We start from the raw sequence: 18,050 nt of genomic DNA on the forward strand, positions 1-18,050 counted from the left end.
CCCCCCCCCCCCCCCCCCCCCCCCCCCCCCCCCCCCCCCCCCCCCCCCCCCCCCCCCCCCCGCTCCCACAGGGAATGAGGCAATCCGCAAAATTTCGGACACAAGGACTTCAAATGATCGCTCTGCCATGGACTTATCTGGCACTTCTCTCCATTGGCTACGGCCTGGCGTTGATCTACGGCCATCTCGGTTGGCTGTCCGCTATCTCTTTTGCGTTGCTGCTGTTCGCCGGTTTCGCCGTTCGCCAGCAACAGGTTCCCGTTGGCCGTTACCTCGGCCACGGTCTGTTCATTGTCATGGCGGTGGCGCTGGCAATGCACTGGCTTCCCGGTTTCTTCAACGGTCGCGCGATTGATCCCCAGCGTTTTACCGACGATGCCGTGCCGTTTGCGATGTACCTGAATCAGGACAAACCCCTGATCGGTTTCTGGCTGTTGCTGATTTGCCCATGGATTGTCCGCCGGCGCTCGTTGCGGCTGTCCGTTTATGCCACCGCCCTCGCCCTGATCGTAAGCGCCGTACTGGCCTTGGGCGGTGCGCTGTTGCTGGGCGTGATCAGTTGGGCACCGAAGTGGCCGGATCAGGCCTGGTTGTGGGTACTGAACAATCTGTTGCTGGTGACGCTGGTGGAAGAAGCGTTGTTTCGCGGCTACATCCAGGGCGGTCTGAGCCGGCAGTTCAAACACCTGTCTTACGGCGACAACCTCGCGTTATTGCTCGCCTCAATGCTGCTCGGCCTCGCTCATCTGGGTGCCGGTTGGCAATGGGTGTTGTTGGCGGGCCTCGCGGGGGTCGGTTATGGCCTGGCTTACCGTTTCGGCGGATTGGGCGCGGCCATCGCCACCCACTTTGGTTTGAATCTGCTGCATTTCGGACTGTTCACTTATCCGATGCTCGCTGGCTGACGCAATGGTCGTTTTGCGACGCGCCACTGATCCATGAAAAAAACATTTCAATAAATGCCTGACGATGCCGACAACCTTTCAAAGCCTTGCGGATTGAAAAAGCCATGCGTAACAACCAGCCCATTACCCAACGCGAACGGACCTTCCCGGCTCAGCAACGGTTGATTTCCACCACCGATGCCAAGGGCGTGATCACCTACTGCAACGACGCTTTCGTCGAAATCAGCGGGTTTTCTCGTGAGGAACTGATCCGTGCGCCGCATAACCTGGTCCGTCACCCCGACGTCCCGGCTGCGGTGTTCGCGCACATGTGGGACACACTGAAACAAGGCTTGCCATGGATGGGCATTGTCAAGAATCGCTGCAAGACCGGTGACCACTACTGGGTTAACGCCTATGTCACACCGGTGTTCGACGGCAATCAGCTGGTCGGTTACGAGTCGGTGCGGGTCAAACCCACCGCCGAGCAGATCCGCCGCGCCGAAGCACTCTACCAACGCATCAACCAAGGCAAGTCAGCCATTCCTCAAAGCGACAAATGGCTGCCGGTACTTCAGGACTGGCTGCCGTTCATTCTGGTCAGCCAGTTGAGCTTCATGATCGGCGCCACCCTGACGTCCCAATGGGGCTTCGCCCTCGCCGCCGGCCTTTCGGTGCCGTTGGGCTTGATGGGCTTGAGCTGGCAACAGCGCGGTATCAAGCGTTTGCTGCGCCTGGCCGAGCAGACCACGTCCGACCCGCTGATCGCGCAGATGTATACCGACAGCCGTGGCGCCCAGGCACGCTTGGAGATGTCGATCCTCAGCCAGGAAGCACGCCTGAAAACCTGCCTGACCCGCCTGCAGGACACCGCCGAACACCTGACCGAGCAAGCGAAACAGTCTGACACCCTGGCCCACAACAGCTCCACCGGCCTGGAACGTCAACGCGTGGAAACCGAGCAAGTGGCGACCGCTGTGAATCAGATGGCCGCCACCACTCAGGAAGTCGCCAGCCACGTGCAGCGCACCGCCGACGCCACTCAGGAAGCCAATCGCCTGACCGGTCGCGGTCGCGACATCGCCGGGGAAACCCGCGAAGCCATTCAGCGCCTGTCGGTAGTGGTCGGTGAAACCGGCCTGACGGTCACGCAACTGGCCAAGGACAGCGACGAAATCGGCGGCGTGGTCGATGTGATCAAAGGCATCGCCGACCAGACCAACCTGCTGGCCTTGAACGCTGCGATTGAAGCCGCGCGTGCCGGCGAGATGGGCCGTGGTTTTGCGGTGGTGGCCGACGAAGTGCGTCAACTGGCGCAACGCACCAGCGAATCCACCGGGCAAATCCATGCCCTGATCGCCAAGCTGCAGCAAACCGCCAGCACCGCGGTGCAAACCATGGAAACCGGGCATCGCCAGGCCGAAGAAGGTGTGGCGCGGGTATTGGAAGCGGATCAGGCGCTGGTGGGCATCAGCGAAGCGGTGGCCAACATCACCGACATGACCACCCAGATCGCTGCCGCCACCGAAGAGCAAAGCGCCGTCGCCGAAGAAATCAGCCGCAACATCAGCAACATCTCGCAACTGGCTGACCAGACCTCGGAACAGGCACAGCACTCGGCGCTGTTGAGCGAAGAACTGACCAAGACCGCGAATACCCAGTATTCGTTGGTGGAGCGGTTTAATCGCTGATTTATGCTGGAAAGACAAAAACCCGGAAGGTGAATACCTCCGGGTTTTTTATTGCCAATGAGAAAGTGATGTTGTCCGGTAGACCGCTTTCGCGAGCAAGCCCGCTCCCACAGTAGATCTCAGTCGTTCACGGCATTTGCGTACGCCTACGATCAAATGTGGGAGCGGGCTTGCTCGCGAAGAGGCCCTGACGACCACTGCAAATTTCACTGGAGAAATGCCGCAACCTTCCCCGCCGCAGCCGCCAAATGCTGCTCATGAGTAAACCCCGAAGCCTTCAACGGCTTCAAATCATGATCCGCTGCCTCAAGCCAGAACACCTCGATACCCGGCGCCAACTCATACCCTTCGACCGCAGCCCGATTACCCAGCGCATCCCGCTCCCCCTGCACAATCAACGTGCGAGTCTTCAGCGCCGCCAAATGCTCGACCCGCGGTTTTTCCGGTTTGCCCACCGCATAAAACGGATACCCCAGGCACACCAACGCATCCGCGCCCGACTCATCGGCCAACAAACTCGCCATCCGCCCGCCCATGGACTTGCCGCCAATGGCCAGACGCCCAGCGACATGGCGTCGCACCACGGCATACACCTCACGCCAGCATTCCTGCAATTTGGGCGCCGGGTTCGGGGGACGTTTAGCGCCATCGATACGCCGCTGCGCCATGTAGGGAAACTCGAAACGCAACACGTTGACCCCATGCGCGGCAAGGCGCTCAGCCATGTCGCTCATCCAGCCGCTGTCCATCGGCGCACCGGCACCGTGAGCGAGAATCAGCGTCGCCGAGGCCGGCGCTGTGGCTGCATTCCACAACCATCCATGATCCCGCACACACTGCGCCCATTGATCCCCGTCAATACTGGCCTTGTGCTCTTTGTCCATGCTTGCCTCGCTTTTAGTCTGCCTATAACTCCAGACGAAGGGAGCGTTGCCTTGCGGCTTACTCGCAAAGGCAGGCTCTCACTTCGGCTGAACCGTGGATGGGGAACCATGAACACTTCTATCAGTACCGCCTACAACTACAAGGTGGTCCGCCAATTCGCCATTATGACGGTGGTGTGGGGCATCGTCGGCATGGGGCTCGGGGTTTTTCTCGCTGCCCAGTTGGTCTGGCCCGAACTCAACTTCAACCTGCCGTGGACCAGCTTCGGCCGTCTGCGCCCGCTGCACACTAACGCGGTGATCTTCGCTTTCGGCGGTTGCGCCCTGTTCGCCAGTTCGTTCTATTCGGTACAACGCACCTGCCAGACCCGATTGTTCGCGCCGAAGATCGCCGCGTTCTGCTTCTGGGGCTGGCAACTGGTGATCCTGCTGGCGGCCATCAGCCTGCCACTGGGTTACACCAGTTCCAAGGAATACGCCGAGCTGGAATGGCCGATCGACATCCTGATCACCATCGTCTGGGTTGCTTATGCCGTCGTGTTCTTCGGCACGATCATGCAGCGCAAGACCAAACACATCTATGTCGGTAACTGGTTCTTCGGTGGTTTCATCATCACCGTGGCGATCCTGCACATCGTCAACAACCTGGAATTGCCGGTGAGTTTCACCAAGTCCTACTCGCTGTACGCCGGTGCGACCGATGCCATGGTGCAGTGGTGGTACGGACACAACGCCGTAGGCTTTTTCCTCACTGCCGGTTTCCTCGGGATGATGTACTACTTCGTGCCGAAACAGGCCGAGCGTCCGGTGTATTCCTATCGCTTGTCGATCGTGCACTTCTGGGCGCTGATCACCCTGTACATCTGGGCCGGCCCCCACCACTTGCACTACACCGCACTGCCGGACTGGGCGCAATCGTTGGGCATGGTGATGTCGCTGATCCTGTTGGCGCCGAGCTGGGGCGGGATGATCAACGGCATGATGACGCTTTCGGGCGCCTGGCATAAGTTGCGCAGCGACCCGATCCTGCGCTTCCTCGTGGTGTCGCTGGCGTTCTACGGCATGTCGACCTTCGAAGGGCCGATGATGGCGATCAAAACAGTCAACGCCCTCTCCCACTACACCGACTGGACCATCGGCCACGTTCACGCCGGCGCGCTCGGCTGGGTGGCGATGATTTCCATCGGTGCGCTGTACCACATGATTCCGAAAATCTTCGGCCGCACACAGATGCACAGCATCGGCCTGATCAATGCGCACTTCTGGCTCGCGACCATCGGCACCGTGCTGTACATCGCCTCGATGTGGGTCAACGGCATCGCCCAGGGCCTGATGTGGCGCGCCGTCAACGAGGACGGCACGCTGACCTATTCCTTCGTCGAAACCCTGGTGGCCAGCCACCCAGGCTTCGTCGTGCGACTGGTGGGCGGTGCGATCTTCCTCAGTGGCATGTTCCTGATGGCTTACAACACTTGGCGCACGGTGCGGGCCTCGCAGCCTGCCGAAGCCGCCGCTGCCGCGCAGATAGCCTGAGGAGTCCGCCATGAAACACGAAACAATCGAGAAAAACGTCGGCCTGCTGATGTTGCTGATGGTGCTGGCCGTGAGCATCGGCGGCCTGACCCAGATCGTCCCGCTGTTCTTCCAGGACGTGACCAATAAACCGGTGGAAGGCATGAAGCCCTACACCGCGTTGCAACTGGAAGGTCGCGACATTTACATCCGCGAAGGCTGCGTCGGTTGCCACTCGCAGATGATCCGCCCGTTCCGCGCCGAGACCGAACGCTACGGCCACTACTCGGTGGCCGGTGAAAGCGTGTGGGATCACCCGTTCCTGTGGGGCTCCAAGCGCACCGGGCCGGACCTGGCACGCGTTGGCGGTCGCTACTCCGAAGACTGGCACCGTGCGCACTTGTACAACCCGCGCAACGTGGTGCCGGAATCGAAGATGCCGGCCTATCCATGGCTGGTGGCCAATCAGGTCGATAGCAGCCACACCGAAACCAAGATCCGCGCCATGCGCACCCTCGGCGTGCCGTACACCGATGAAGACATCACAGGTTCAGTCGCCTCACTCCAGGGCAAAACCGAAATGGACGCATTGGTCGCTTACCTGCAAGTGCTCGGCACATCCATCAAGAGCAAGAGGTGAGCCATGTCCATGCCCTTTGAAATCGTAAGCGTAATGAGCAGTGGGATGATCCGCGGCCTGGGCACGGTCGTGGTGTTCGTGGCCTTCGTCGGCCTGACCCTGTGGGTGTTCAACCGCAAGCGCAATCCGGAATTCGCCGAAGCACGCCTGCTGCCGTTCGCCGATGAACCGCTACCCGAAGACGCCACCCAAGAACCTGAAACAAGGAGTACCCGGCCATGACCACCTTCTGGAGTACGTGGATCTGCGTACTGACCATCGGCAGCCTGATCGGCCTGACCTGGCTGCTGATCGGCACCCGCAAGGGCGAAACCAAGGGCAGCGTCGACCAGACCATGGGCCACAGCTTCGACGGCATCGAGGAGTACGACAATCCGCTGCCGCAGTGGTGGTTCATGCTGTTCGCCGCAACCTTGGTGTTTGCCGTCGGTTATCTGGTGCTTTACCCGGGCCTGGGCAACTGGAAAGGCATCTTGCCCGGTTATGAAAACGGCTGGACCGGTGTCCACGAATGGGAAAAGGAGATGAACAAGGCTGACGCGAAGTTCGGGCCGATCTTCGCCAAATTTGCTGCCATGCCAGTCGAAGAAGTGGCCAAGGACCCGCAAGCGCTGAAAATGGGCGGTCGTCTGTTTGCGTCCAATTGCTCGGTGTGCCACGGCTCGGATGCCAAGGGCGCGTTCGGTTTCCCCAACCTGGCGGACAACAACTGGCGCTGGGGCGGCGATGCCGAAATGATCAAAACGACAATCATGGGCGGTCGCATGGCCGCGATGCCGGCCTGGGGAGAAATCCTCGGCGACGCCGGCGTGAAGAACGTTGCTGCTTATGTGCGCCATGACCTGGCCGGCCTGCCTTTGCCTGCCGACAACGGTGCCGACCTGCATGCCGGACAGCAGGCGTTCAGCACTATGTGCGTAGCCTGTCATGGGGCAAACGGCCAGGGCACTGAAGCCATGGGGGCGCCGAACCTGACGCAACCGGCCGGATTTATCTACGGTACAAGCCTGGCGCAACTGCAACAAACGATTCGTCATGGCCGCCAGGGCCATATGCCGGCGCAGAACGAACTGCTCGGCAACGATAAAGTGCAATTGTTGGCCGCTTATGTGTACAGCCTGTCGCACGGCTTGAATACAGAGCGTTTGCAGGCTGAAGGCAAAAGCGAATAAATCTCGTCTGCTCTACTGCCGCATTCACCCGGATGCGGCAGTTCCCTGCTCCTTTGCGACGCATTGTCGCACCCTCCCTTGGTCTTCCTTTCGGTTCACCGGATTCGGGTCTAAGCTTCCCTGCGATGCAGACTGGCCAGCACCGGTTCCAGGTCGATTCAACCCGATGTGTTCGACGAATTTGCTCGATGACAGGCCGCAAAGGCTGGTAGACACCGGCTATCGTCCCCGTTGCCCGCTGTCACCCGATCGTCGTGTTTGAACATACCCCGTTACAACTGACCTGAACCCCTCGCCTCTTTGATCCGTTGCGACATTTTGCCCGAGGGCAATTTTGTCCTTACGCGGCGCATGGAAAGGCCGCAGAATCAGCTTTTGAAAGCATTGACCTACGTCATGGCGCGTTGCAATGACCCCCCGCTTTCTACATACTTGCGGCCGATTTTTACTCCTAATAAAACACCCAAACCGTGGAACCTTAGAATGAGCACAGCAATCAGTCCGACTGCTTATAACTATAAGGTAGTCCGCCAGTTCGCCATCATGACGGTGGTCTGGGGGATCCTTGGCATGGGGCTCGGTGTCTTCATCGCCTCGCAACTGGTCTGGCCGGAGTTGAACTTCGGTCTGGCATGGACGAGCTTTGGACGCCTGCGCCCGCTGCACACCAACCTGGTGATTTTCGCCTTCGGTGGTTGTGCTCTGTTTGCCACTTCCTATTATGTCGTGCAGCGAACCTGCCAAACGCGACTGATTTCCGACAGCCTCGCGGCCTTCACCTTCTGGGGTTGGCAAGCGGTGATCGTCGGCGCGATCGTTACCTTGCCGATGGGCTTCACTACCACCAAGGAATACGCGGAACTGGAATGGCCTCTGGCTATTCTGCTGGCCATCGTCTGGGTCACCTACGGTCTGGTGTTCTTCGGCACCATCGTCAAGCGCAAGACCAAGCACATCTATGTCGGTAACTGGTTCTACGGTGCCTTCATCGTCGTGACCGCGATGCTGCACATCGTCAACCACGCGTCCCTGCCGGTCAGTTTCTTCAAGTCCTACTCGGCTTACTCGGGTGCGACTGATGCGATGATCCAGTGGTGGTACGGCCACAACGCGGTAGGTTTCTTCCTGACCACCGGCTTCCTGGGGATGATGTACTACTTCGTTCCGAAGCAGGCCGAGCGTCCGATCTACTCCTATCGTCTGTCGATCGTGCACTTCTGGGCGCTGATCACCCTGTACATCTGGGCCGGTCCGCACCACCTGCACTACACTGCACTGCCGGACTGGGCTCAGTCCCTGGGCATGGCGATGTCGATCATCCTGCTGGCACCCAGCTGGGGCGGCATGATCAACGGCATGATGACCCTGTCGGGCGCCTGGCATAAGCTGCGCACCGACCCGATCCTGCGTTTCCTCGTGGTATCGCTGGCGTTCTACGGCATGTCGACCTTCGAAGGCCCGATGATGGCCATCAAGACCGTCAACTCGCTGTCGCACTACACCGACTGGACCATCGGCCACGTACACGCCGGCGCTCTTGGCTGGGTAGCGATGATTTCGATCGGCGCGATCTACCACATGATCCCGAAACTGTTCGGTCGTACGCAGATGCACAGCATCGGCCTGATCAACACGCACTTCTGGCTCGCGACCATCGGTACCGTGCTGTACATCGCCTCGATGTGGGTCAACGGCATCACCCAAGGCCTGATGTGGCGTGCAATCAACGACGACGGCACCCTCACCTACTCGTTCGTTGAAGCGCTGCAAGCCAGCCACCCAGGTTTCATCGTTCGCGCCCTCGGCGGTGCGTTCTTCGCCAGCGGCATGCTGTTCATGGCCTACAACGTATGGCGTACCGTACGTGCCTCGAACCCGGCTGAAGCCAAAGCTGCTGAACAGATTGCTGTAGTTGGAGCTCACTGATGAAGCATGAAGCAGTCGAGAAGAATATTGGCCTGCTGGCCTTCTTCATGGTTATCGCCGTTAGCGTCGGCGGCCTGACTCAAATCGTTCCGCTGTTTTTCCAGGACGTCACCAACAAGCCGGTTGAGGGCATGAAGCCTCGCACCGCCCTTGAGCTGGAAGGCCGCGACGTGTACATCGCCAACGGTTGTGTCGGCTGCCACTCGCAGATGATCCGCCCGTTCCGTGCTGAAACCGAACGTTACGGCCACTATTCGGTCGCCGGTGAAAGCGTTTGGGACCACCCGTTCCTGTGGGGTTCCAAGCGTACCGGTCCGGACCTGGCCCGTGTCGGCGGTCGTTACTCCGATGACTGGCAGCGTGCGCACTTGTACAACCCGCGCAACGTAGTGCCTGAGTCGAAAATGCCGGCCTACCCGTTCCTCGTGGAAAACAAGCTCGACGGCAAAGACACCGCCAAGAAAATGGAAGTCTTGCGCACGCTCGGCGTCCCTTACACCGACGAAGACATCGCCGGTGCCAAGGATGCTGTGAAGGGCAAAACCGAAATGGACGCGCTGGTGGCCTATCTGCAAGGCCTGGGCACCATCATCAAAAGCAAACGGTGATTTAGATGGATATCGGGATGATTCGTGGCCTGGGCACCGTTGTTGTGATGGTGGCCTTCATCGGTCTGGCGCTGTGGGTGTTCAGCCCCAAGCGCAAGTCGGAGTTTGAAGACGCGACCTTGCTGCCTTTCGCGGATGATCCCGAAGCCATCAAGCACGTCGAGCAAGCTTCTAGGAGTAACAAAGAATGACTACGTTCTGGAGTCTGTACGTCACAGTCCTCAGTCTCGGCACCATCTTCGCCCTGACCTGGCTGCTGCTGTCCACCCGCAAGGGCCAGCGCAGCGAATCCACCGATGAAACGGTCGGCCACTCCTTCGACGGGATCGAGGAGTATGACAACCCGCTGCCGAAATGGTGGTTCATGCTGTTCGTGGGCACCATCATCTTCGCCCTCGGCTATCTGGTGCTGTACCCGGGCCTGGGTAACTGGAAAGGCCTGTTGCCGGGTTACAACTACCTCGATAACGAGAAGCAGACCGCGTTCGCCAACGGCCAGACCGGCTGGACCGGCGTTCACGAATGGGAAAAGGAAATGCTCAGGTCGGACGCCAAGTTCGGCCCGATCTTCGCCAAGTTTGCTTCCATGCCGATCGAAGAAGTCGCCAAAGACCCACAAGCCCTGAAGATGGGTGGCCGCCTGTTCGCCTCCAACTGCTCGGTCTGCCACGGTTCCGACGCCAAAGGCGCCTACGGCTTCCCTAACCTGACCGACGCCGACTGGCGCTGGGGCGGTGATGCGCAAACCATCAAGACCACCATCATGGGCGGTCGTCATGCCGTGATGCCGGCCTGGGCTGCAGTGATCGGTGAACAAGGTGTCAGCGATGTTGCCGCTTACGTGCTGACCAACCTCGATGGCCGCAAGCTGCCGGAAGGCGCCAAGGCTGACCCGGTTGCCGGCCAGAAACTGTTCGCTGCCAACTGCGTGGCGTGCCACGGTCCGGCAGGCAAAGGTACGCCAGCGATGGGCGCACCTGACCTGACCCACCCGGCGGCGTTCATCTACGGTTCGAGCTTCGCTCAACTGCAGCAGACCATCCGTTACGGCCGTCAGGGCCAGATGCCTGCGCAAGAACAGCTGCAAGGCAACGACAAGGTTCACCTGCTGGCCGCTTACGTCTACAGCCTGTCTCACGGTGAGAAAGCGCCGGAAGCGGACGCCCAGTAAGGCAAACGCTTGATCGCAACAACAAACGGCCCCGCCCATGTGAATTGGCGGGGCCGTTTTCATTTCAGCCTCAAACCTGCTTACTTCAAGACAGGAATGACCCTCACGGCTTCACGGCTGGGCCAGTTACTGTTGTGTACTGCGCTGATTTTCAGAGACTGTCGATCATCGGTAAAACTGGCAATAAGATAGGTTTGCTGGGAAGCAGACCCACCCATGAATACGGGCACTTCGCCAAACAGCTCCCATTTTCTGGAGTACATATGCATACCTACCCCCCAGTGATCATGCCCGCCAAATACAGCGGTCACCTTGTAGTGGTTGATCATCTGTTTAAATCGGGAAATCTGCGCATCATTGCCAGCCCAGTCATAGACCTTGTGCATATTGAGAATAATGATTTTTCCCTGTGCTCTCGCGCTTTTCAGATCACGCTCAAGCCAGTCCAGCGCATCAGTAATTTCAAAGGACGTTCGAGCCAACGGATTACCGGAAGTAAAATTGACTGTATAGGTCGGCTCATTATTCAATTGAACCAAGTGCACATCACCAAAACCCTTTGAGTAGGCGAGACTGCCGTAATAAATTTTCCCAAGCCCCGAACTTCTTGCCGCCAAGTCCATGGACACCCCATTTCCCCAATAGCGTGTCTTGAGATCATTGATACTCCCGGCTGCACAGTTATTCAAAAAACAATCATCTACATTATTGGCATAATCATGATTCCCCAGACCATAGTCATAGAGCCCCAGCAGTTTCTTCTCAAAAACCTCCCTCATGTACGAACGCTCGCCGCCATGACCAAACGCCGTGATATCTCCATTAATCATTACAGGTATACGGTGAGCGCCGCCATTAAGGCTTCTGAAGCTCGCGATATCGGAATACTGCAACTCGATCAGTTCTCTTGACCGAGCTTCCTTGTTGGGATCCTGCTCACCCTTATCAGTAAGATCACTCCAGGGATATTGCGAGTCCGAGGCAAATATCATGTGTTGTGGTGCTTCTGCAAAAGCAACACTTGAGCCCCAGCAATTAACTAACACCAAGGCAAGGCATGCCAGCCACTTATTCATTGATAACTTCATTGAAATCCATTTCCATTGATATTGATTAGCCACTCTTCGCAGCCATTACATTGAAGCCGCAAAATACAATACGCCCTGTCAACTCGCAAACAAATGAAACTTTCAAACCAATAAAATATATGTCTGACATTTCGTTAGTTAAGAATAAAAATATGAACGCACTCTAACGAGTGCCGAGCATGCAGCTATACCCAAAAGTCAATTGACCTGCATCACGTTTTGTCTCACGGTGAGAAGGCTCCAGCGGCAGACCCAGTAAGGCAAACGCTTGATGCAACAAAAACGGCCCCGCCAATGAGAATTGGCGGGGCCGTTTGCATTTCGACGCTTTCATAATTTGAGACGAATGCTCAATAGACTCGGACTTCAGCGCCCAGTAGCTTCCCTTTTCACCCTGACGAGCAACGTGAGGGCCACCGTTCAACAGATGCATTTCAAGGAAGAACCCTATGCGAGAGTCTGACTACGATTGCGTGCTATCCCACGAGGATTTCACTTACGTTATCAACGATGTTGAGGGCACACCCTCAGACAACGAAAGCACGAAACCGGCCACCGAAGACGTCGGTAGAAAAAAAGACAGCGGGCTGGACAGCCTGGGAGACGGAAGGCTGCCTTGATGCCTTCTCAGAACAAATGAGCCGCTGCGCTCCAAGGAGCGGCTCACGAGAGGTGATTCATGGATCGTCTATAGTCAATTGATCTGGATCATGACTTGTTGCATCTGCTACACCATCCACGCCTTCCCCCCAACGCGACCAAAGGTCGCACCCTTGATCTAGAGCGACAGGCGTATCATTGCGCCACTGCAACACCTCTTTTTGACCGCGGTCGGCACGTACTGACCGAGGCATTTTTCCACTGCCGTGGGATGCAACGATGAGCAATCAGATTCCGGTACACGACGTCACTCCGCCTGCCAAGAACGCGAACAACAGCGTCGACCTCTACGCCTCTCGAGAAAAGATCTACACCCGCGCCTTCACCGGCCTGTTCCGCAATTTGCGGATGATCGGCGGGGCCGGGCTGTTTCTGCTGTATTTCGGCACGGTGTGGTTGAACTGGGGCGGTCATCAGGCCGTCTGGTGGAACCTGCCGGAGCGTAAATTCTTCATTTTTGGCGCGACCTTCTGGCCTCAGGATTTCATCCTGCTCTCGGGCATTCTGATCATCAGTGCCTTCGGCCTGTTTTTCATTACCGTGTATGCCGGTCGGGTCTGGTGTGGCTATACCTGCCCGCAAAGCGTCTGGACCTGGATCTTCATGTGGTGCGAAAAGGTCACCGAAGGCGACCGCAACCAGCGTATCAAGCTCGACAAGGCGCCGATGAGCGCCAACAAATTCCTGCGCAAGTTCAGCAAGCACACAATGTGGCTGCTGATCGGCTTCGTGACCGGCATGACCTTCGTCGGTTACTTCTCGCCGATTCGCGAACTGGTGCTCGACTTCTTTACAGGCCAGGCGGATGGCTGGTCGTATTTCTGGGTCGGCTTCTTCACCCTCGCCACCTACGGCAACGCCGGCTGGTTGCGCGAGCAGGTGTGCATTTACATGTGCCCGTACGCACGCTTCCAGAGCGTGATGTTCGACAAGGACACACTGATCGTTTCCTACGACCCGCGCCGTGGCGAAAGCCGTGGCCCGCGCAAGAAAGGCATCGACTACAAGGCTCAGGGCCTGGGTGACTGCATCGATTGCACCATGTGCGTCCAGGTCTGCCCCACCGGTATCGACATTCGTGACGGCCTGCAAGTCGAATGCATCGGCTGCGCGGCGTGCATTGACGCCTGCGATAGCATCATGGACAAGATGGATTACCCGCGCGGCCTGATCAGCTACACCACCGAACACAACCTGTCCGGGCAAAAAACCCATAAACTGCGCCCACGCCTGATCGGCTATGCCACGGTGCTGCTGGCGATGATCGCGTTGCTGATGACCGCGTTCTTCATGCGTTCGCTGGTCGGTTTCGACGTCAGCAAAGACCGCGTGTTGTATCGCGAGAACGCCGAAGGCCGGATCGAAAACGTCTACAGCCTGAAGATCATGAACAAGGACCAACGCGACCACACGTACGTGCTGGAAGCCACCGGCCTGCCGGATCTCAAGCTGCAAGGCAAGCGCGAGATCAAAGTCGCCGCCGGTGAGATTTTCAGCCAGCCGGTCGAACTGTCCAGTGCACCGGAACAATTGCCGTCGAGCACCAACGAGGTGAAATTCATCCTCAAGGATGCCGATGACGCCAACGTCCACGTTGAAGCCAAGAGCCGATTCATCGGCCCACAAATTCGTTGAGAGAAGTGATCATGCCCGCAGCAACTGCCGCAAGTCCCTGGTACAAGCACCTTTGGCCGTGGATTATCATCGCCATCCTGGCCTGCTCGGTGACCTTGACCCTGTCGATGGTGACCATAGCGGTGAACAACCCGGACAACCTGGTCAACGACAACTATTACGAGGCTGGCAAGGGCATCAACCGTTCGCTGGACCGCGAACTGCTGGCCCAGACTCTGCAACTGCGAGCCAGTGTGCATCTGGATGACGTGACCGGCGAAGTCGACCTGCGCCTGAGCGGCAACAGCACGCCTGCAACCCTTGAGCTGAACCTGATTTCACCCACTCAGCCGGAGAAGGATCGCAAGATCACCCTGGCCCGCAGCGAAACCGAACAGGGCCGCTACATCGGCCAGTTGAGCGACAAGATTGAAGGTCGTCGCTTCGTCGAATTGCTGGGTGTGCAGGATGACAAGATCTGGCGCATGTTCGAAGAAGAACAGGTCAGCCATGCCAAGGATCTGCTGCTGGGCGATGAGCCGCTGCAGGGTGCGGAAGACCTGAAAAAATAAGCCTTACCCTGATCGTTCCCACGCTCTGCGTGGGAACGCAGCCAGGGACGCTCTGCGTCCCGGCCGAAGCGGACGCGGAGCGTCCGCAGAGGCATTCCCACGCGGAGCGTGGGAACGATCATCGGAACACGCCTCATGACCAATCCAACCCCCTGCTACCACTGCGCCCTGCCCGTCCCGGCCGGCAGCCGCTTCACCGCCGCTGTCCTCGGCGATACCCGCGAGTTCTGTTGCCCGGGTTGCCAGGCAGTGGCCGAGGCCATCGTGGCCGGTGGGCTGGAAAGCTATTATCAGCATCGCAGCGAAGCCTCGGCCAACCCCGAAGCCTTGCCGGTGCAGTTGGTCGACGAACTGGCGCTGTACGACCGCGCCGATGTGCAACAACCCTTTGTCCGCCACGAAGGCGAACTCGCCGAAACCACTCTGTTGATGGAAGGCATCAGTTGCGCCGCCTGCGGCTGGCTGATCGAAAAGCATCTTCGTAGCCTGCCAGCGGTGGCCGAAGCACGCTTGAACCTGTCCAACCACCGCCTGCATGTGCGCTGGGCCGACGCGCAATTACCACTGAGCCAGGTGCTCAGCGAATTGCGCCACATCGGTTACGCCGCCCACCCCTATCAGGCCGACCGCGCCAGTGAACAACTGGCCAGCGAAAACCGTCTGGCGCTGCGTCAACTCGGTGTCGCCGGGCTGCTGTGGTTCCAGGCGATGATGGCAACCATGGCCACCTGGCCGGAATTCAACATCGACCTCAGCCCCGAGCTGCACACCATCCTGCGCTGGGTCGCATTGTTTCTAACCACGCCGATCGTGTTCTACAGCTGCGCGCCGTTCTTCAAAGGGGCGATGCGCGACTTGCGCACCCGTCACCTGACCATGGACGTCTCGGTGTCGCTGGCGATCGGCAGTGCCTATATCGCCGGGATCTGGACCTCGATCACCGGGGTCGGCGAACTGTATTTCGATGCGGTGGGGATGTTTGCACTGTTCCTGCTGGCCGGGCGTTATCTGGAACGTCGTGCCCGGGAACGCACCGCCGCCGCGACCGCTCAGCTGGTCAATCTGTTGCCCGCCTCCTGCCTGCGGCTGAGTGCCGACGGCCAGAGCGAACGGATTCTGCTCAGCGAGTTACGCGTAGGCGATCAGGTGCTGGTGCATCCCGGTGCGATCCTGCCGGCCGATGGCAAGATCCTCGACGGTCAGTCGAGCATCGACGAATCCCTGCTGACCGGCGAATACCTGCCACAACCACGGACCCCGGGCGATGCCGTCACCGCCGGCACCTTGAACGTTGAAGGTGCGCTGACCGTGGAAGTCCTGGCGCTGGGGCAGGACACGCGACTGTCGGCCATCGTCCGCCTGCTGGATCGCGCCCAGGCCGAAAAGCCACGACTGGCGGAAATCGCCGACCGCGCCGCGCAATGGTTTTTGCTGTTGTCGCTGATTGCCGTCGCGGCCATCGGCCTGCTGTGGTGGGAACTGGATTCTTCGCGAGCATTCTGGATTGTCCTGGCGATGCTGGTTGCCACGTGCCCGTGCGCCTTGTCGCTGGCCACGCCAACCGCCCTCACCGCCGCCACCGGCACGCTGCACAAGCTCGGTCTTTTGTTGACGCGCGGCCATGTGCTGGAAGGCCTGAACCAGATCGACACGGTGATTTTCGACAAGACCGGCACCCTCACCGAAGGTCGCCTGGCCTTGCGTTCGATCCGGCCACTTGGAGCCTTGACCAGCGATCAATGCCTGAGCCTCGCCGCCGCCCTGGAAAACCGCTCCGAGCACCCGATTGCCCGGGCATTTGGCCGCGCGCCGCTGGCCGCCGAAGAAGTTCACAGCACGCCGGGCCTGGGCCTTGAGGGGCTGGTCGGCGCCCAACGCCTGCGCATTGGCCAACCGGGGTTTGTCTGCGAACTCAGCGGCGCTCAAACACCACTAATGCCCGATGAGCCCGGCCAATGGCTGTTGCTCGGCGACAGCCAGGGGCCGCTGGCGTGGTTCGTACTCGACGACCGGTTGCGCGCCGACGCGCCTGCCCTGCTGGCGGCCTGCAAGGCTCGCGGCTGGCGCACGCTGCTGCTGTCCGGCGACAGCTCGCCGATGGTTGCCAGCGTCGCTGCCGAGTTGGGCATCGACGAGGCCCGAGGCGGTTTGCGTCCGGACGATAAATTGCAGGTGCTGCAACAACTGCACAAGGAAGGCCGCAAGGTGTTGATGCTCGGTGACGGGGTCAACGATGTGCCGGTGCTGGCCGCCGCCGACATCAGCGTGGCGATGGGGTCGGCCACCGATCTGGCGAAAACCAGTGCCGACGCGGTGCTGTTGTCGAACCGCCTCGACGCGCTGGTGCAAGCCTTCAGCCTGGCCCGTCGCACCCGTCGGGTCATCATCGAGAACTTGCTGTGGGCAGCGCTGTACAATGGCCTCATGTTGCCGTTCGCCGCCCTCGGCTGGATCACTCCGGTATGGGCAGCGGTTGGCATGTCGATCAGTTCGTTGACCGTGGTGCTCAATGCCCTGCGCCTGACTCGCCTGCCGAGCTCGCAGCCTGCCAGCACCACGCCAGAAACCCGCCCGCTGCCGGCCTGAGCCGCGCGGGCATGGAGTCCAGATGCCAGCTCTCTACGTGATGATCCCGGCCGCACTGCTGATCGTGGCCATCGCTATCTATATCTTCTTCTGGGCAGTCGACAGCGGTCAGTACGACGATCTCGACGGCCCGGCCCACAGCATCCTGTTCGACGATCAGGACCCGAACCACAAGGCAGCGGTCGACGAGGCCGGCGGCCATCCGGCCAAACCGGACGACAAGGCGCCGCCCCATGCTTGAGTTGACGCCACTGTTGGTGTCTGCGCTGATCCTCGGCTTGCTCGGCGGCGGGCATTGCCTGGGCATGTGCGGCGGCTTGATGGGCGCGTTGACCCTGGCGATCCCCAAGGAACAACGCAGCCGACGCTTTCGATTATTGCTGGCCTATAACCTGGGGCGCATTCTCAGCTACGCCGCGGCCGGCCTGCTGATCGGCCTGGCCGGTTGGGCCGTGGCCAATAGCCCGGCGGCGATGTTCATGCGCATTCTCGCCGGGCTGCTGCTGATCGCCATGGGCTTGTACCTGGCCGGCTGGTGGAGCGGCCTGACCCGTATCGAAAGCCTCGGTCGCGGCCTGTGGCGGCATATCCAGCCGGTGGCCAACACATTATTACCCGTGTCGAACCTGCCCCGCGCCCTGCTGCTGGGCGCGCTATGGGGCTGGCTGCCATGTGGGCTGGTTTACAGCACATTGCTGTGGTCGGCGAGCCAGGGCAATGCGCTGGACAGTGCATTGCTGATGCTGGCATTCGGGCTAGGCACCTGGCCGGTGCTGCTCGCCACAGGGCTTGCCGCCGAGCGCGTCACGGCGCTATTGCGCAAACGCAGCATCCGCATGACCGGTGGCTTGCTGGTGATGGTGTTCGGTATCTGGACCTTGCCAGGGCCGCATCAACATTGGCTGATGGGGCATTAGATCGGCAGTGGCCCCATCGCGGGCAAGCCCGCTCCCACAGGATTTGAGGATTGCCCAATTCGGTGATCCAAACACAACCCTGTGGGAGCGGGCTTGCCCGCGAAGAGGCCCTCACCGACAACCCA

The 18,050-nt window shown here is 59.6% G+C and carries 17 protein-coding genes; 15 read left to right on the plus strand and 2 right to left on the minus strand.

The genetic code is table 11. The annotated features are described in order from the left end of the window. Positions 1-113 precede the first annotated feature (113 nt). Both AC1RQB_RS14715 and AC1RQB_RS14720 read left to right on the plus strand, forming a co-directional pair. Positions 114-905, plus strand: a complete 792-nt coding sequence (locus AC1RQB_RS14715) for a CPBP family intramembrane glutamic endopeptidase (protein WP_063343039.1) — start codon at positions 114-116, stop codon at positions 903-905. A gap of 104 nt (positions 906-1,009) precedes the next feature. Beyond that, positions 1,010-2,575: a methyl-accepting chemotaxis protein gene (locus AC1RQB_RS14720; protein ID WP_008072983.1), complete on the plus strand. Its 1,566-nt coding sequence runs from the start codon at positions 1,010-1,012 to the stop codon at positions 2,573-2,575. Positions 2,576-2,781: 206 nt separating this feature from the next. On the opposite strand, the gene AC1RQB_RS14725 is transcribed toward AC1RQB_RS14720, so the two are convergent. Then, the gene (locus AC1RQB_RS14725) at positions 2,782-3,459 is read right to left on the minus strand and encodes an alpha/beta family hydrolase (RefSeq protein ID WP_063343038.1); all 678 of its coding nucleotides are present in this window, start codon (positions 3,457-3,459) and stop codon (positions 2,782-2,784) included. A 108-nt stretch (positions 3,460-3,567) separates the two neighbouring features. Here AC1RQB_RS14725 and ccoN (AC1RQB_RS14730) point away from each other — a divergent pair, with 108 nt between their 5' ends. The 8 genes from ccoN (AC1RQB_RS14730) (at position 3,568) to ccoP (AC1RQB_RS14765) (ending at position 10,488) form a co-directional block, all read left to right on the plus strand. After that, positions 3,568-4,992, plus strand: a complete 1,425-nt coding sequence (ccoN, locus tag AC1RQB_RS14730; RefSeq protein WP_008072986.1) for a cytochrome-c oxidase, cbb3-type subunit I — start codon at positions 3,568-3,570, stop codon at positions 4,990-4,992. A 10-nt stretch (positions 4,993-5,002) separates the two neighbouring features. Further along, the gene (ccoO, locus tag AC1RQB_RS14735; protein ID WP_008072989.1) at positions 5,003-5,611 is read left to right on the plus strand and encodes a cytochrome-c oxidase, cbb3-type subunit II; all 609 of its coding nucleotides are present in this window, start codon (positions 5,003-5,005) and stop codon (positions 5,609-5,611) included. 21 nt (positions 5,612-5,632) lie between these two features. Continuing rightward, positions 5,633-5,833, plus strand: coding sequence for a cbb3-type cytochrome oxidase subunit 3 (locus AC1RQB_RS14740; RefSeq protein ID WP_032830511.1), 201 nt, complete (start codon positions 5,633-5,635; stop codon positions 5,831-5,833). After that, positions 5,830-6,783, plus strand: a complete 954-nt coding sequence (gene ccoP / locus AC1RQB_RS14745; RefSeq protein WP_063343037.1) for a cytochrome-c oxidase, cbb3-type subunit III — start codon at positions 5,830-5,832, stop codon at positions 6,781-6,783. The genes AC1RQB_RS14740 and ccoP (AC1RQB_RS14745) overlap by 4 nt, the downstream gene beginning before the upstream one ends. Positions 6,784-7,266: 483 nt before the next feature. Next, entirely contained in the window at positions 7,267-8,709 is a 1,443-nt protein-coding gene (ccoN, locus tag AC1RQB_RS14750) for a cytochrome-c oxidase, cbb3-type subunit I (protein ID WP_007905436.1), read from the plus strand. Further along, positions 8,709-9,317, plus strand: a complete 609-nt coding sequence (gene ccoO, locus AC1RQB_RS14755) for a cytochrome-c oxidase, cbb3-type subunit II (RefSeq protein WP_007905434.1) — start codon at positions 8,709-8,711, stop codon at positions 9,315-9,317. The genes ccoN (AC1RQB_RS14750) and ccoO (AC1RQB_RS14755) overlap by 1 nt, the downstream gene beginning before the upstream one ends. A 5-nt stretch (positions 9,318-9,322) precedes the next feature. Next, positions 9,323-9,508: a CcoQ/FixQ family Cbb3-type cytochrome c oxidase assembly chaperone gene (locus AC1RQB_RS14760; protein ID WP_003175465.1), complete on the plus strand. Its 186-nt coding sequence runs from the start codon at positions 9,323-9,325 to the stop codon at positions 9,506-9,508. Beyond that, positions 9,505-10,488 carry a cytochrome-c oxidase, cbb3-type subunit III gene (gene ccoP / locus AC1RQB_RS14765; RefSeq protein ID WP_008075160.1) on the plus strand — a complete coding sequence of 328 codons (984 nt, stop codon included), beginning with the start codon at positions 9,505-9,507 and terminating at the stop codon, positions 10,486-10,488. Before AC1RQB_RS14760 ends, ccoP (AC1RQB_RS14765) begins: the two co-directional genes overlap by 4 nt. Before the next feature lie 80 nt (positions 10,489-10,568). On the opposite strand, the gene AC1RQB_RS14770 is transcribed toward ccoP (AC1RQB_RS14765), so the two are convergent. Continuing rightward, the gene (locus AC1RQB_RS14770) at positions 10,569-11,564 is read right to left on the minus strand and encodes a metallophosphoesterase family protein (RefSeq protein ID WP_241824478.1); all 996 of its coding nucleotides are present in this window, start codon (positions 11,562-11,564) and stop codon (positions 10,569-10,571) included. An 891-nt stretch (positions 11,565-12,455) separates the two neighbouring features. Between AC1RQB_RS14770 and ccoG the strand changes: the two genes are divergently transcribed. The 5 genes from ccoG to AC1RQB_RS14795 all read left to right on the plus strand — a co-directional run bounded on the left by ccoG (position 12,456) and on the right by AC1RQB_RS14795 (position 17,925). Next, positions 12,456-13,871 carry a cytochrome c oxidase accessory protein CcoG gene (gene ccoG, locus AC1RQB_RS14775; RefSeq protein ID WP_207267369.1) on the plus strand — a complete coding sequence of 472 codons (1,416 nt, stop codon included), beginning with the start codon at positions 12,456-12,458 and terminating at the stop codon, positions 13,869-13,871. 11 nt (positions 13,872-13,882) lie between these two features. Then, the gene (locus AC1RQB_RS14780) at positions 13,883-14,422 is read left to right on the plus strand and encodes a FixH family protein (RefSeq protein ID WP_008007039.1); all 540 of its coding nucleotides are present in this window, start codon (positions 13,883-13,885) and stop codon (positions 14,420-14,422) included. A 135-nt stretch (positions 14,423-14,557) separates the two neighbouring features. After that, positions 14,558-17,008: a heavy metal translocating P-type ATPase gene (locus AC1RQB_RS14785; protein WP_063343035.1), complete on the plus strand. Its 2,451-nt coding sequence runs from the start codon at positions 14,558-14,560 to the stop codon at positions 17,006-17,008. 22 nt (positions 17,009-17,030) lie between these two features. Further along, on the plus strand, positions 17,031-17,249 hold the full coding sequence (gene ccoS, locus AC1RQB_RS14790; protein WP_008075166.1) for a cbb3-type cytochrome oxidase assembly protein CcoS: 219 nt from the start codon (positions 17,031-17,033) through the stop codon (positions 17,247-17,249). Next, entirely contained in the window at positions 17,242-17,925 is a 684-nt protein-coding gene (locus AC1RQB_RS14795) for a sulfite exporter TauE/SafE family protein (protein WP_063343034.1), read from the plus strand. The genes ccoS and AC1RQB_RS14795 overlap by 8 nt, the downstream gene beginning before the upstream one ends. Positions 17,926-18,050 lie beyond the last annotated feature (125 nt).

The sequence above is a fragment of the Pseudomonas sp. GW822-FHT02E03 genome (assembly GCF_058802325.1).

Coding starts and splice junctions, on each gene's coding strand:
- ccoP (WP_008075160.1), top strand. CDS start 9,505: ATGACTACGTTCTGGAGTCTGTACGTCACAGTCCTCAGTCTCGGCACC.
- ccoO (WP_007905434.1), top strand. CDS start 8,709: ATGAAGCATGAAGCAGTCGAGAAGAATATTGGCCTGCTGGCCTTCTTC.
- ccoO (WP_008072989.1), top strand. CDS start 5,003: ATGAAACACGAAACAATCGAGAAAAACGTCGGCCTGCTGATGTTGCTG.
- AC1RQB_RS14725 (WP_063343038.1), bottom strand. CDS start 3,459: ATGGACAAAGAGCACAAGGCCAGTATTGACGGGGATCAATGGGCGCAG.
- AC1RQB_RS14795 (WP_063343034.1), top strand. CDS start 17,242: ATGCTTGAGTTGACGCCACTGTTGGTGTCTGCGCTGATCCTCGGCTTG.
- ccoS (WP_008075166.1), top strand. CDS start 17,031: ATGCCAGCTCTCTACGTGATGATCCCGGCCGCACTGCTGATCGTGGCC.
- AC1RQB_RS14760 (WP_003175465.1), top strand. CDS start 9,323: ATGGATATCGGGATGATTCGTGGCCTGGGCACCGTTGTTGTGATGGTG.
- ccoN (WP_008072986.1), top strand. CDS start 3,568: ATGAACACTTCTATCAGTACCGCCTACAACTACAAGGTGGTCCGCCAA.
- AC1RQB_RS14785 (WP_063343035.1), top strand. CDS start 14,558: ATGACCAATCCAACCCCCTGCTACCACTGCGCCCTGCCCGTCCCGGCC.
- AC1RQB_RS14715 (WP_063343039.1), top strand. CDS start 114: ATGATCGCTCTGCCATGGACTTATCTGGCACTTCTCTCCATTGGCTAC.
- ccoN (WP_007905436.1), top strand. CDS start 7,267: ATGAGCACAGCAATCAGTCCGACTGCTTATAACTATAAGGTAGTCCGC.
- AC1RQB_RS14720 (WP_008072983.1), top strand. CDS start 1,010: ATGCGTAACAACCAGCCCATTACCCAACGCGAACGGACCTTCCCGGCT.
- ccoG (WP_207267369.1), top strand. CDS start 12,456: ATGAGCAATCAGATTCCGGTACACGACGTCACTCCGCCTGCCAAGAAC.
- AC1RQB_RS14770 (WP_241824478.1), bottom strand. CDS start 11,564: ATGAATAAGTGGCTGGCATGCCTTGCCTTGGTGTTAGTTAATTGCTGG.
- AC1RQB_RS14780 (WP_008007039.1), top strand. CDS start 13,883: ATGCCCGCAGCAACTGCCGCAAGTCCCTGGTACAAGCACCTTTGGCCG.
- ccoP (WP_063343037.1), top strand. CDS start 5,830: ATGACCACCTTCTGGAGTACGTGGATCTGCGTACTGACCATCGGCAGC.